The following is a 14,008-nucleotide window of genomic DNA, read 5'->3' as shown; positions in this document are numbered from 1 at the left end:
ACCTTACTACGCCCGTGACGCCCTATGGACGTAAAGTGACAATTTCCCCCATCCTGCCTCCTCCGTCTCACGTCGTGGGCGCAGGCACATCACCTCGGCCTCGTTCGGCCGACGCCCTTCCGAGCACATGTTCGACGACGGTGATGAGAACCTGCTTGACCGACTCCCGATCGCGCGCGTCGAAAAGGACCACCGGGATCCCGGGATCGAGGTCGAGGGCGATTCTGATGTCATCCGGGTTATGCCGCTCAGCACCGTCGAAACAATTTACGCCGACGATGAAAGGAGTGCCCCGATGCTCGAAATAATCGACCGATGGGAAACAGTTCGTCAGGCGGCGCGTGTCCGCCATCACGATCGCGCCGAGCGCGCCGAATGCGAGCTCGTCCCACATGAACCAGAAGCGCTCCTGACCAGGAGTCCCGAACAGGTAGAGCACCAGTTTGTCGTGGATGGTGATCCGGCCGAAGTCCATGGCCACGGTGGTCGTCGTCTTGCTCTCGACGCCCGCGACGTCGTCGACGCCGATACCGCGGTCGGTCAGCGTCTCTTCGGTCTGCAACGGCTTGATCTCGCTGATCGCACCGATCAGCGTGGTCTTTCCCACGCCGAACCCGCCCGCGACCAGGATCTTGGTGGTGACCAGCTGGTCGGCGCCGCCGGTCGTGTCAGAGTGCGCGGAGTCCATTGAGCACTTCCCTGAGTACGCCCTCTTCGGGGCCCGTGTCCGCCTGCGGTGCGGCGACCAGCGTGATCAGCCCCTCTTCACGCAGGTCACCGAGCAGCACCCGAGCAACACCAAGGGGAACGGCGACATCGGAGGCCACGTCGACGACGGGGGTCGGCAGCCTGCAGATCCGGAGGATCTGCAGGTGTTCAGGGCTGAGCCGACGGATGTCGAGCGGCGCTCGGCCGGTCGCCGTGACGACGGCCAACAGATCGAAGCCGTCGCCATGGGGACGTGTCCTGCCGCGCGTCACGGCGTAGGGACGCACGACCGGCCCGGCCTCTCGGTCGAGCCATCTGTCCTTTGGCGAGCTCATCGGAGACTCATGCTCCGGCGGATTGCTCGCCGGCTGATCGTGGGCTGGCGGACAAGTGCAGGCCGACGCGCTTCACCAGTGTCGCCATCTCGTACGCGATGAGGCCCGCGTCCGCGTCCGACGAGCTGAGCAATGCGAGACACGTGCCCTGGCCCGCGGCCGTGACGAAGAGGAACACCGACTCCATCTCGATGATGGTCTGCCGGACGTCCCCGCCCACGAAGTGCCGTCCGGCGCCGCGCGCCAGGCTCTGCACGCCCGCGGCCAGAGCGGACAGGTGCTCGGCGTCCTCGCGGCTCATGCCCTGCGACGCGCCCACGACCAGGCCGTCACGGGAGAGCACCACCGCCTGCCGCACGTGGTGGACTCTGCCGACCAGCTCATTGAGGAGCCAGTTAAGTTCGCTCGTAACGTTGGTCTGTGTCATTGCGGCCCCTCACCATCGGCTGGTCTCATCGTTTTCTTCGCTTCAGCTCGTCCGCGGCGCCAGCCCTCCTGCATGGAGGCGATCACGGCACCGGTCTGTTCGGGCGAACGTGCTGCCTCTCCGCCACCGCCGACCGACTGCGGCGAGCGCTTACCTCGCAACTGGGGCGCGAGATTCTCCTGGCGGACCCTCCGCGGCAGTCCGGCATGCGTGTCGGCCGGCGTACCGGAGTCGGGCGGTGGCTTCTCGGTCGCCCGTGGAGCCGCGGGAGGCTGCTGGGCAGCATACTCCGGGACGCCCGCCGGATCCGGCCGAGAAGACGGCGGCGTCTCGACGGCTCGCGCCCGAGCCCGGGCGCGCGGGCCGCCCGGGCCTGCGGGGGATTCCGGCTCTCCGCCCTCTTTGCGCATTCGCGCGGTGTTGCGCAGCACGCGGACGTCGGCCGGCGTCTCCGGGCCGGCCGGCAGCTCGTCGCGATCGCGTGGCAGTGGCTGGTCGTGCTGCGACACCACGATGTTGTGCGGCAGCAGGACGATCGCGGTCGTCCCGCCGTACGGTGAGCCGCGCAGTGAGACGGAGATCCCGTGCCGTTCGGCGAGGCGGCCGACGACGAAGAGCCCGAGCTGGTCGGTGTCGGCCAGGTCGAACTCAGGCGGATTCGCCAGCTTCTGATTGATCTCGTCCAGCATAGTGGGGTTGATTCCGAGCCCGCGGTCCTCGATCTCCACGGCGAGCCCGTTGCCCACCAGATCCGCCATCACGTGCACCTCCGTGTTGGGAGGCGAGAAGCTCGTGGCGTTCTCCATCAGCTCCGCCAGGAGGTGGATCACGTCCGCCACCGCCGTACCGACCACGGCGTCCTGCGACGTCGTGAGAACCGCCACCCTGGCGTAGTCCTCGACCTCCGCGACCGCGCCCCGCAGCACGTCGACGATGCGCACCGGATCCCGCCAGCCACGGCCGGGAGCGGCGCCCGACAGGATGATGAGGCCTTCGGCGTGCCGGCGCATGCGAGTGGTCAGGTGGTCGAGCTTGAACAGGTCCTCCAGCACATCCGGCTCGGCGCGGCTCTCGAGCGTGTCGAGCATGGCCAGCTGCCGGTGCAACAGCGACTGGTTGCGCCGGGCGATGTTGAGAAAGATCTGGTTGACGCCCTTGCGGAGCTCGGCCTGGCCGACGGCCGCCTCGATGGCGGTCCGCTGCACCGTGGCGAACGACCGGGCGAGGTCGGAGACCTCCCTGATCTTGCCGACCTTGGGCTCGGGCACCTCGGCGTCGACGTCCACGTCGTCGCTGCCCCCCAGCCGTTCGACCATCGCGGGCAGCCGGACGTCGGCCAGCTCGGTGGCCGACGCCCGCAGACCGAGCATCTCCCTGGTGAGCCGGCGACCGAAGCGGACCGACAGCGCGACCGAGATCAGAACCGCGAGGAGACCGAGGCCGCCGCCGAGGCCGAGCCGCAGCAGAAGGGCCCAGCCGAGATCGTCGGCGTCGGCGGCAAGTCCCCTGGCGAACTCGACGTGCGCACCGTTAAGAGTCGTGAGCAGGGGGGCGACCGTTCCCTGCCAGGTGGCGGCGTCCACCGGGACCGAGGTTCTCGCCTGCTCGACGATGCGGTCTTCCATGGCCCTGAAGTCGGCGTACGCCGTGCTGGAAAGGTGCCGCTCCAGCGCCGCGCGGGTCTTGTCGTCCAGGAGGAGACGTTCCCTCGCCCACAGCTGGCGCTGGTTGGCGACGGTCTGCACGAAGAACCGGTGCTCGTCCGCGTCCATCCGGCCGCCGGTGACCATGGCACCGGCGATCAGCGAGTTCTCCCGGCTGATCATCTCCATCGCCCGAGCGCCCGCGAGGATGGCATCGGCCCGCCGGTACAGAACCGTGTCGCTGATGACCGACGAGCTCTCACTGAAGTCCCACAACCCGTCGATCACCAGGTCGTAGGCGTTGAGCGCCTGGACTCGGGTCATGCCGCGAGCGTCGACCGCCGCACGGGTGGACGTCAGCCCGTCCAGCGCGCCGAGGAAGTCGTTGAGCACCCGCCGGACGGATGGCGCGTAGACACGAGCGCTCTGCTCCTCCTTCGCGAACCGCCGGAAACGCTGCACCACGGCGTCGGTCTTGGCGCGCCCCGCGTCCAGGTCCTGGCGGGGCGCGGAGGAACCGGCGCTCAGGAATATCACCGATGCCTGGCGCTCGCCACCGACGCTGAGCGCCAGGGCCTGCGTGACCTCGACGTACTTCCGGCTCGCGGCGTCGTACCGCTGCTTCTCGATCACATCGGTCAGCGTGAGGCTCACAGCGAACGCCCACAGACCGATGAGGGAGATGGTCGGGATCAGGAGGAGCGCGAATACCTTGAATCGGATTGACCGCATACGGGAGCGCATGACACCTCGTGGTGGCGGAATCTAACCTGGCGAAGCCGGACGAAGTGCGTGTGCCACGGCACATCGAAGGCCAAGGGAAACGAGCGGCTCGGCGCTGCGCGGAACGCCGTGACCATCGGTCCGGTCGCCCGCCGGCGAGAGGTCGCCTCGACGACGCGATACGCCTTCGCCGATCGGCGTCGCCTCTGCTGTCATCGGATCTCCCATCGTCTCCGGATGAACACGCACCGGCACCATAGCGCGCACTGTGGGGACCGATAATGCCAAAACCTGTGATTTCAGGAAATCCCATACCGGCTCGGCGAGCATGGAGGTTCGAGGGCTTCGCCGCACCCCGCCGGGCCGTCATGTGAATAGGCCAGGTGAGCTGCGTCGACGCCGGTCCGTGAGCCTGTCGTGATGGCAGTCAGAAGGGAGTATGATCTCGTTCGTTATGTAGATCACCGTTGGCGACATCGACACCAATCAGCCCAAAAGCCCGTTTTGGACAGTTAGCCTTCCGTCTGTGACTTCTTTCAGCGATCACCCCACCCCCCTTCCCGCACGGCGGCGGCGGTCTCGTCGCTCCGGGCGTCATCGCGGCGAGGGCGCGTTCGCCATACCGCCGGACTCCCCCGCCCTCGTACTCGCCGCTCCAGGCCGGTCGGGCGTCCCCGGCACGCTGGCGATCGCCGAACTGGCGGACTTCGCCAGAGTCGCGCACCCCGGTCTCCCCATCCACGTCGCCCACCTCGACGACCTCGAGTCGGTACTGGCCGGTCTGAACCCCGATCTGTCCGATGACATGCCGGCCGCCGTCGTCGTGCCGCAGACGACTGGTCCGCACGCCCAGGTCGACGCGGCGTTGCGCGCCGCGGTCGACGCGGTCGACTCCGACGACCGGCCGATCGTGCTGGCCGAGCCGCTCGGACCGCACCCGCTCGTGGCCGAGGCCCTGCACGTCAGGCTCGCGGAGGCCGGACTGGCCCGTGCCGACCGCGTCCGGCTGCTGACGATGGTGACCGCCGCCGACGGCATCCTTCTCGCCAGCACGGGCGGTGAGGAAGCGGTGCAGGAGACCGAGATCAACTGCGTGCTGCTCGCGTCCCGGCTGGCCGTCCCCGTGGTGCCGGTCTCTCTTGACGACGTCCCGGCGGCGGGCGAGGTGGCGAGGCGACTCAAGGCCGCGGGCACGACCCGACTCGCCATCGCCCCCTGCTTCATCGGCCCGGAGGCGGACCCCGACCAGCTGCTCGGACTCGCCTCCGAGACCGGTGCCGAGTCCGCCCAGCCGCTCGGCGCCCACCCGTCGCTGGTCCAGTTGACCGCGCTGCGGTACGCCGAGGCGCTGGAGAAGGTCCTGACCGACTGACCGGCGCGGTATCGGGACCGCCGGCTGCGCCGGCCAGGCGGTTCGCCCCGCATGTGGTTGGCCCGGTATGCGAGCCATCGGCCGCGCGGGGTCGGCTCCCCGTCGCCGGTACGGAGGCGGGCTCGGGTCGGCCCGCCGTCGTCGGCTACACTTTCTCGGGGAGCGCGGTGTTCTTCGTCCTGGCGTGCTCGACCAGGGCGATGAGGATCTTCTTGCCGGACTCGCGCCTGCGGGCGTCGCACAGCACGACCGGAATCTCCGGTGCCAGGTTGAGCGCGAGACGGACCTCCGCGAGCTCGTACTGCCGGGCGCCCTCGAAGCAGTTCACCGCGACGATGAACGGCGTACCGCGCCGCTCGAAGTAGTCGATCGAGGGGAAACAGTCCGCGAGGCGCCGCGCGTCAGCGAGGACGATGGCGCCGAGCGCGCCGAGCGCCAGCTCATTCCACATGAACCAGAAGCGCTCCTGCCCGGGCGTGCCGAACAGGTACAGGACGAACCGGTCCTTGATGGTGATGCGGCCGAAGTCCATCGCGACGGTGGTGGTGTTCTTGCCCTCGACACCTGACACGTCATCGACGCTCACGCCCTGGTCGGTGAGGATCTCCTCGGTCCGCAGCGGCTGGGTCTCGGAGACCGCGCCCACCAGGGTGGTCTTGCCCGCGCCGAAACCACCCGCGATAAGGATCTTGATCGCGATCGGCGGCTGCGACCGCGCCGCCTTGCGCTCAGAGAGCCCGTAGTCCATCGAGCACCGCCTCGTACATCGCATCGTCGCTCATGTTCACCTCGGGTTGCGGTTCCTCTACCGCGATGAAGCCACGGTCCAGTAGATCGCCCAGCAGGACGCGTACGGTGCCGACCGGAAGATCGAGTCGTCCGGCGATCTCGGCCACCGAGAGCAGGTCACGGCACAGGTCGACGATGGCCAGGTGCTCGGGACCGAACCCCAGTTCGCTCATCGGCACCGGCTGGACGGTGACGATCAGTGAGATGAGGTCGAACCTTCCCCGGATCGGCAGGATCCGGCCGCGTGTCATCACGTAGGGCCGCACAAGCGGGCCGGCGTGCTCGTCGAGCCACCGTTCGTCGGCGGATTCTTCGGGAGAGCGCATGATCTCGCCTACTTCTTGGAGGGGAAGCCTCTTTGAGCGGCCGCCGCCGATCGGCTCGGCGAGCTGAGGAACTCCCCGACCCTGGCCACGAGCATGGCCATCTCGTAGGCGATCAAGCCGACGTCGGACTTCTCCGAGCCCATGACCGCCAGGCAGGCGCCCTCGCCGGCGACGGTGACGAAGAGGAACGCCGACCGCATCTCGATGACGGTCTGGCGCACGGGCCCGGACCTGAAACGCTCGCTGGCGCCCTTGGCGAGGCTCTGCACCCCCGACGCCACGGCGGACAGATGCTCGGCGTCGTCTAGGTCGAGCCCCTGCGAGGAGGCCATGAGCAGGCCGTCCGCGGAGAGGACGACCGCATGCTCGGCCTCCTCCACTCGGCCGATCAGGTCGTCGAGCAACCAGGCCAGGTCGGTCGAAGAACCGGTTCTGTGCACCACTCGTTGTCCTCTTTCTGCAAGCGGCCGCTGCGTCGTCACCCTGCTGCGGCCCGGCTCGTCACGCGTTGATCAGGGCTCGTCGCCGGGCCGCCCTGCGGTCCGGCCTCGTCTTCGCCTTCATTCACCATCGAGCGCGTCCGGTGGAGTCTCGGGATGCGGCCCGCCGGATGCCGATCGAGCCGCGTCAGACCGTCCACGGCGGGTGCCCGCCTGATAGGCGCCCATGACCTTGCGCACCTCCTCCGGTGACCGGGGCACGTCCTCGTCGTCGCGTTGCTCCGCGGCCGTACGCGGCTCGTCGCTGCGCAACGGCGGGGCGAGGCTCGCCTGGGGCACACGGAATGGCAGGCCGGAGGGGGTATAGGCCGTCTCGGCCAGCTTTGCTTCGGCGGCCTCGGGCTTGTCCGGCTTCTCGGCCTGCTCCGGCTCCGCCAGCCCTTCGGCCGCTCCCGGGCGCTCGCGGCCGTCCGGTTCCCTGAGCGCTTCTGGGCGGCCATGGTCGTGCGGAAGGCCTGCGGCGTCGGCCCGGTCGCCCATGTCCGCGGAGACGATCGTCGACGAGTCGTCGGCCCATCGCGAGAACGCCCCCTGGTCGCTCGGGTCGACGACCACCGGCCCGGGGTCCAGCGTGGTCGCCGTACCTCGGCCCCCGATGGATGCGGCGCGGTGCGCTCCCGCGTCGCCCGCACCGGCCGACGTGCCGACGCCGACCATCCGCATTGCCTCGGCACGGTCTTCGCGCACCGCGCCGGACTCGCCCTCGGTGGCCGGTCCGGAGGTCTCCTCGAACAGCGGGTCGATCTCTCCTTCCGCGATGACGAACTCTCGCGGGATCAAGACGATGGCCGTGGTGCCGCCATAGGCCGAGCGCTTGAGCGACACCCGGATCCCGTAGCGGTCGGCGAGCCGGCTCACGACGTACAAACCCAGCCGGGCCGTGCTCGACAGGTTGAACTCCGGCGAGCTGACGATCTGCTCGTTGGCGGCCTGCAGCGCCTCTTCGCTCATGCCCAGGCCGCGGTCCTCGATCTCGACCGCGTAGCCGCTCGCCGCCATGTGACCGCCCACCTGCACCACCGTGTAGGAGGGCGAGAACGAGACCGCGTTCTCGATGAGTTCGGCCAGCAGGTGGGTGACGTCACCGACGGCCCGTCCAGCGAGCGTCACCCCGCCGACGGGCAGCACGTTGACGCGCGCGTAGTCCTCGACCTCGGCGACGGCGGCACGCAGCACGTCGACCATCGGCACCGACCGCCGCCAGCCACGTGCGGGCGTCGCCCCGGAGAGCACGATGAGGTTCTCGGCGTTGCGCCGCATCCGGGTGGCCAGGTGGTCGACCCGGAACAGATCCTCGAGTTCGGTGGGGTCGAGCTCGCGTCGCTCCATCACGTCGAGAAGGCTGAGCTGCCTGCGCACGAGGGTCTGCGAACGCCGGGCCAGGCTGAGGAGGATGTCGCGAATGCCGCGCCGCAGTTCCGCCTGCTCCACCGCGACCTTGATGGCGGTCTGCTGCACCGCGTTGAACGCCTGGCCGACCTGGCCCACCTCATCGGCGCCGAACTCCAGCGCGGGCGCCTCGGCGGCGACGTCGACGTCCTCGCCGCGGCCCAGCCGCTCCACCACGCCCGGCAGCCTGCTCTCGGAGAGTTCCCGGGCGGCGTCGCGAAGTTTCTCCAGCTGGCGGACGAGAGCACGAGCCGTTGCGATAGAGACCACGATTGACGCGATCACGGCCACGAGCCCCAGACCACCCGCCAGGAACAAACGTATGATGACCCAGACGGCACCGGGGGTGGCCCGCTTCACAATGTCGTCACCGCCCGCCAACACCACCTTCTCGAGCTGGGTCTGGACGGGCTCGACTGCGGCCTGCCACTGCGCGGCGCTGAAGGGCGGACGCGCGCCGGCACGTCCACTCTCCATCACCCGGTCTTCAAATGCGCGGAAGCGGGTGAAGGCCTCACTCCTGGCCACCTGCTCGTACCTGGCGCGACCCGTTACCGGCAACTCGGCCACGGCTTCGGCGTGCATGAGCCGCTGTGCCCCGATGAGCTGGACGAACTCCGGATGCTCGCCACTGAGGAAGCGTCCGCGTGCCAGCACACCCGCAAGGAGCGCGTCCTCCCGGGACAGGAGCTCCTTCGCCCGGGTCAGCCTGATGAGGGTACGGGTGTCCTTGGCGATCCCCTCGTCGCTCAGGCCGGTAGTGGAGTTGTAGATCCGAAAGACCGCGTCGATGATGTCGTCAAAGGTTCGGGAGCCCTGAGCACGGTCGACCCGCGCGGCGTCAATCGCCTGACGGCCGGGGGCCAGCCCGCCCAGCCGGCCCAACGCATCCTGAATTCGCTGTTCGAGCACCGAGTCGGCCGCCGTTGAAACGTCTCCGCCGCTCGCGGATTTCCGGAACTCGGCGAGCACCTTATCGGTATTGGATCGCTGCGCGGCCAGGTCGCCCCCACGTTGACGGCCGCGACTCCCCAAGTAGATGAGCGAGAGCCGGCGTTCCTTCTGCAGTTCGGTGACCAATGTGACGCCGGGGCGGGTCACTTTGCTGTCGATCGTGCCGACCCAGAGCAGGTTCAAACCCTCGTGTAGGGTGACCCACGCCGCGAACGCCCACAGCGCGAAAAGTGACGCCAGCATAGCCGCGATCTTGGTCCGAAGACGGGAGTTGCGGAAGCGCATTACACCTGCTCTAACGAATCCAGAGGGACGCGATATCCCGCTTCAAGGTGTGCAGCAGCCGCTAAGCACCGGCGCTATGACGCAGCATGACAACCGATCGCAGCTTCACACCGCACTGTACGTTAGCAACGTCCCAAAATCCGCTCAAGTGACTTTTTTACGTTAGACACTATGTATGTCCTATTTGATGCTGTTTAAGGCACCAAATTAGGGGGACTCAGAGTCCTGCACCCGCATCTCCGGCACCTCTGCGGCGAGGTGCAGCGCGGCTATGACGGCCGCTCGGACGATGGCGGTGGGCAGATAAAGGTCCTTGTCGTGCCAGAGCGGCGGATCCTCCGATTTCCCTGCAGGACGTAGCAGAACCGCGCGGCCACGTGCCACGGCGGTCTTCCACGCCTCGTCCCGCGCGACGCGGGCGAGCAGCAGGACGTGCATGGCGTAGGCCGTCTCCTCTGCGGTGCCCACCCACCGCCCCCATGATCCGTCGGTGCGCTGTGTGGCGAGCACCCAGCGTACGGCCTGACGTACCGCCAGTTCGGATCTCGCCCGATCGAAGTGGTCGAGGGCCAGAGCGCAGCAGGCCGTCGCGTAGTAGGGCGAGGCATGCCATCGATCCAGCCAGCTTCCGTCGCTCTCCTGCATCTCACGTAGCCAGGACGCCACCTTCGCCACCGTCGCCGCGTAGCGGGAGGCGGAACCGAGGCGGCCGGCGCCGGTTGAGAGAGACTGGCCGAAGGCCTCGAGCACATGAGCGTTGGTGCTGACCGACAGGCCATCCTCCCCGTGCCACGTACAGAAATGCGTATCCGTCTCGTACGCCCACAGCACGTCCGGCTTCCTCGGGACGCCCAGCAGCGAGAGCGCATAGAGAGCACCCGCCGTCGTGTCGGCGTCCGGCGGGAGCCCCGCCGCCGCCGACGCGCCCACGGGTTCGATCGCGGCGGCGAGACTTTCCACCAGTTCGGCCGGGACGGACGGACGGCCTCCGCCACGCACCAGCCACCCGATGACCCATGCCCGTTCGAACACGGTGATCGGAATGCCACACGGCACTGGGCCTCCGTACCGGCCCACCACCGCCTCGAGGTATCGCCGCGCGGGATCGTCCGATGCGGGCGGTGCCTCACCCAGCCACGCCGCGGTGGCCGCCGGCGAGGCACCGACCGTTCCGGTCACTTCTGGACGTATCGTACGAACGCGTCGCGCGTCCCCGCCGACGACCTCGATCGCGTGCATCAGCTTCTGGGGGACGGTCGCTCCAGAACCGAGCCTCGCCCGGATCGCCGCGAGCGGCGCCTCTCGCATCCCCGCCGGAAGACGCAGGCGACCGGTCCCATGCAAGCCTTCGAGGCCGGAAACCGGTGTATCACCGAGCGAGTCCAGGTGCCGGTTGACCGAAGCCACCAAGGAGGGCACGATGAGCTCGATGGCCGGCATGTCAGGAAGTGTGGACACGCGGGCTTCGCCGAGCCGCTGCCGCAGGACGCGGATACCTCGGACGGCCGCTCCGGTCAGTTCGGCGTGGTGGGCTCCCATGACGACGTCTGAAGTCCCGCACCGCAGAGTCGTGAGGATCGCCTCGGTCGCGCTCAGAGTCGGAACGAGCGCGTAGCCGTCCGGGCCGCCCCAGGCGCCGTCCGGTCGCTGAGTGGCCACCAGGTACTCCACCCGCCGTACATGCCCGGCAAGCCAAGGGGTCAGTGTGACCAGCCGCCCGGTCTCGTAGACGGACGGGGAAACCTGGCCCCACGGCTCCGCCGTCAGTCCGGCGATCAGATCGTCCGCGTCCCGCGCCGTGCCCGCGTATCCGGCCGTCCCTCGTTCGTCGGCGGGCACACACGCCACCCGGTCGACGCTCACAGCGCGCCCCAGAACTCGGTGACCTCCCAGAAGCCCGCACAGAAGTTCATCTGCCGATCCAGGTACCGGGCCAGTCGAGGCTGGTGCTCGCGTAGCGTGCCGATCGCTCGCGCGTGTTCGTCGGCGAGCACGGCGATGTGCCGGCGCACCTCCTCGCGTCCGACGCCGAGCATGAGCCCGTTGAGGTCACCCCAGGTCAGGTCTCTTTCGTAGGTACCCAGATCGTTGATCAGGCGCATTATTCGCTGGGTCTGCCGGCTCGTCATGACAACGGCGTCGACGTCCGTGGGCACCCCGGATCGCAGGGTATAGATCCAATGCGACGTGAACACAAAAGAAAAGCCAAGGTTATCTGCATTCTCGAGATATTCCTCGAACGTCGGCCGATCCGTCACTCCGTTCGCACGAGCCTTCTTCCAATCCCACTCGCGCGCCATGCCGTGCAGGAATCGCTGGAACTCCTCCCGCCAGACATGCCGCAGCGCGGGGAAAGCGGTGCAGGACGCCAGCTCATCTCGGATATCCGCGAGAAACCGCATGAGATCGTCATCAGGCGCCGGTTCCGCTCCGTCCGCCACGGCCAGACAGCACCGAACGATGTTCTCTATCTCGGCCCGTGACGTCGCGACATAGTCGATCACCCAGTCGATTCCGAAACTCCACAGGCCCAACCGATTCGCCATGCGAAGCTCTGCACTGGTGAGCCAGGGCGCGCTGAAGGCCGTGCACAAACAGATCGTATTGAAGAGCGTGGGATCGAATGGTTCTGCGGAGAACGCACCGCCGTACTCGGCCGCCCACTTCCGCATCTCTCTTTGGGCTTCGCCGGCCACGGCACAGATCCTGCCGCTCTCGGCAGCCTGCACCAGCTCACCGATGGCCACATCGCGTTCTGCCACTACCGCTCCGGAAAGGTCGTGGACCGCTCCAGCGGCCACAGGGTGATCTCGACCCGGCCACGAGGTCTCAGCGACAGGCCGGCATGCAACTCCGTCCGGGATGAGCCGTGCAGCACGGGCCGGAACCTGCTGAGCAGAAAAGCGATGATGAGTTGCGCCTCGACGGTGAAGAACAGCCGTCCCATGCACTGGTTCGGACCGCCACCGAACGCCACGTAGGCGAAGCGGTCGCGTGACCGGTCTGGCGAGAAACGTTCCGGGTCGAAGACTTGCGGTCGTTCCCAGACGTCCTCGAGCCGGTGAGTTAGGTAGGGACTGAAGATGAGGGTGTCACCGCTCTTGACCCGGACGCCGCCGATGACGTCATCCGCCGCGACGGTTCGCGGAATGATCCATCCCGGCGGATAAACGCGTACGAGTTCTTCGAGCATCATCTTGGTGTACTTCAAGTCCGCCAGGTGCGACTCGGCAGGTCGATCGGTCCCCACAACGCGGTCGATCTCCGCCTGAAGCCTGGCCGCCACCTCTGGATGAGAGTCGAGCACCGGCCATAGCAACGTGAGCGCCTGGACCGTACTCTCCGTCGCCGCCACCAAGAGCGAGTTGACCCCGTCGCGAATCTGCCCGACGCTCAGCCTGTCGCCGTTCTCGTCGCGCGCCCGGGCCAGCATCGACACGATGTCACCGTCGTCGGTGGGCCGGGAATGGGCCGCACGGACGACCGGCAGCACGATCTCGTCGACGTCTTCGACGGCGCGCTGGAAGGCCCGGTCCCCCGGGATCGGCACCGAGAGAGGGACGAAGGGGAGCAGCATGCGGGGGCGGAAGGACGCGGTGGTGGCAGTCGCAAGCGCGCGCCCGAGTTCTTCCGCTTCCGAGATGGATATTCTCCCGCCGAAGAAGACGCGGGTGATGGCGCGCCACACGATGCGGGTGATCTCGGCGCCAGCGTCGAGCGGGCGGCCGGCCCTGCCGCGCTGGTCGAGTTGGTCGACCGCCTCCTCGATCGCCGCGATCATCTCGGCGGTGAACCGCTCCACGCTCTTCGCCGTCAACAGAGCCTGGTACGCCGTGCGCTTGAGGGGCCATGAGGGGTCGGCGTCAGAGGGCTCGCCGATGAGCCGGCTGAGCGGCTTCCACATCATCCCTTCGCGCCGGTAGTTGTCGACGTTGTCGCGCAGGATGTGCTGCACGTGGTGGGGATGGGTCACCAGATACGGACGGAAGATCCCCATGCTGAGCCGCACGACTTCACCGCCGGACCGCCTGCCGATCTCCTCCAGCGCGTTCAACGGGTCCCGCACGAGCATCGGTAGTGTGCGGCGAGCGGGAAAGGCTCTCGCCTTACGGGCTGAGCTCGCGTCATTGGTGGTGGACATCACTGACCGACTCCTTCGTCGACAGGCCCGCGTCACCATTGAGTTCCACGGACGGCGGAGAAACGCCTTATCGAGGGGGATCCGAAGGCACTGGCGAGGGCCACGGCGCTGAAGAGTCCCGCGTCGAACTGCCCGCCCGGAAACGGTGGGAGTGAGCGCCAACGGGAACGCAGCGTCATTCACTTTGCATTTCGCCCTACTTAGGTTGCGCATGCCGATGACTAACGCAGGCGCAAGCGCACGCGACGATCTCAGCGGATTGATCGAAGACGGTTTTGATAATGGAAGACCTGGAGCGAACCGCTCCCACAGACGTTCAAACCAGTTTCACAGGCCCAGTTCGAGCACCCTCCACCACTGAGGTTGGTTTCCACCATAGAGGTATCTCTGTCGTTGCTTGCTTACGCGAAGTATCA

General features: G+C 67.8%; 12 protein-coding genes. 1 reads left to right on the top strand and 11 read right to left on the bottom strand.

The window, feature by feature from the left end:
* Positions 1–67 precede the first annotated feature (67 nt).
* From HKK72_RS10475 to HKK72_RS10460, 4 genes are read right to left on the bottom strand one after another with little or no spacing between them, the layout of a single operon-like run.
* Positions 68–688, bottom strand: coding sequence for a GTP-binding protein (locus HKK72_RS10475; protein WP_187234101.1), 621 nt, complete (start codon positions 686–688; stop codon positions 68–70).
* Complete coding sequence (locus HKK72_RS10470) at positions 669–1,043, bottom strand: DUF742 domain-containing protein (RefSeq protein WP_187234100.1); 375 nt, start codon at positions 1,041–1,043, stop codon at positions 669–671. Before HKK72_RS10470 ends, HKK72_RS10475 begins: the two co-directional genes overlap by 20 nt.
* 7 nt (positions 1,044–1,050) lie before the next feature.
* Positions 1,051–1,470: a roadblock/LC7 domain-containing protein gene (locus tag HKK72_RS10465; RefSeq protein WP_187234099.1), complete on the bottom strand. Its 420-nt coding sequence runs from the start codon at positions 1,468–1,470 to the stop codon at positions 1,051–1,053.
* Entirely contained in the window at positions 1,467–3,845 is a 2,379-nt protein-coding gene (locus tag HKK72_RS10460; protein WP_187234098.1) for a sensor histidine kinase, read from the bottom strand. The genes HKK72_RS10465 and HKK72_RS10460 overlap by 4 nt, the downstream gene beginning before the upstream one ends.
* A gap of 517 nt (positions 3,846–4,362) precedes the next feature.
* Here HKK72_RS10460 and HKK72_RS10455 point away from each other — a divergent pair.
* On the top strand, positions 4,363–5,208 hold the full coding sequence (locus tag HKK72_RS10455) for a sirohydrochlorin chelatase (protein ID WP_187234097.1): 846 nt from the start codon (positions 4,363–4,365) through the stop codon (positions 5,206–5,208).
* A gap of 145 nt (positions 5,209–5,353) precedes the next feature.
* On the opposite strand, the gene HKK72_RS10450 is transcribed toward HKK72_RS10455, so the two are convergent.
* The 7 genes from HKK72_RS10450 to HKK72_RS10420 all read right to left on the bottom strand — a co-directional run bounded on the left by HKK72_RS10450 (position 5,354) and on the right by HKK72_RS10420 (position 13,592).
* The gene (locus tag HKK72_RS10450; RefSeq protein WP_187234096.1) at positions 5,354–5,956 is read right to left on the bottom strand and encodes a GTP-binding protein; all 603 of its coding nucleotides are present in this window, start codon (positions 5,954–5,956) and stop codon (positions 5,354–5,356) included.
* Positions 5,937–6,323 carry a DUF742 domain-containing protein gene (locus tag HKK72_RS10445; RefSeq protein WP_187234095.1) on the bottom strand — a complete coding sequence of 129 codons (387 nt, stop codon included), beginning with the start codon at positions 6,321–6,323 and terminating at the stop codon, positions 5,937–5,939. The genes HKK72_RS10450 and HKK72_RS10445 overlap by 20 nt, the downstream gene beginning before the upstream one ends.
* Positions 6,324–6,331: 8 nt before the next feature.
* Positions 6,332–6,763 carry a roadblock/LC7 domain-containing protein gene (locus HKK72_RS10440; RefSeq protein ID WP_410050292.1) on the bottom strand — a complete coding sequence of 144 codons (432 nt, stop codon included), beginning with the start codon at positions 6,761–6,763 and terminating at the stop codon, positions 6,332–6,334.
* 120 nt (positions 6,764–6,883) lie between these two features.
* The gene (locus tag HKK72_RS10435) at positions 6,884–9,409 is read right to left on the bottom strand and encodes a nitrate- and nitrite sensing domain-containing protein (protein ID WP_261986706.1); all 2,526 of its coding nucleotides are present in this window, start codon (positions 9,407–9,409) and stop codon (positions 6,884–6,886) included.
* A gap of 249 nt (positions 9,410–9,658) precedes the next feature.
* On the bottom strand, positions 9,659–11,314 hold the full coding sequence (locus HKK72_RS10430) for a prenyltransferase/squalene oxidase repeat-containing protein (protein ID WP_315987178.1): 1,656 nt from the start codon (positions 11,312–11,314) through the stop codon (positions 9,659–9,661).
* Positions 11,311–12,213, bottom strand: a complete 903-nt coding sequence (locus HKK72_RS10425; protein ID WP_187234092.1) for a terpene synthase family protein — start codon at positions 12,211–12,213, stop codon at positions 11,311–11,313. The genes HKK72_RS10430 and HKK72_RS10425 overlap by 4 nt, the downstream gene beginning before the upstream one ends.
* On the bottom strand, positions 12,213–13,592 hold the full coding sequence (locus HKK72_RS10420; protein ID WP_187234091.1) for a cytochrome P450: 1,380 nt from the start codon (positions 13,590–13,592) through the stop codon (positions 12,213–12,215). Before HKK72_RS10420 ends, HKK72_RS10425 begins: the two co-directional genes overlap by 1 nt.
* Between the last annotated feature and the right edge of the window lie 416 nt (positions 13,593–14,008).

This window comes from Actinomadura sp. HBU206391 (assembly GCF_014323665.1).
In the GTDB taxonomy this organism is placed as follows: domain Bacteria; phylum Actinomycetota; class Actinomycetes; order Streptosporangiales; family Streptosporangiaceae; genus Actinomadura_C.
The sequence above is the reverse complement of the archived record's forward strand: the minus strand, read 5'-3'. Positions and strand labels throughout refer to the sequence as shown.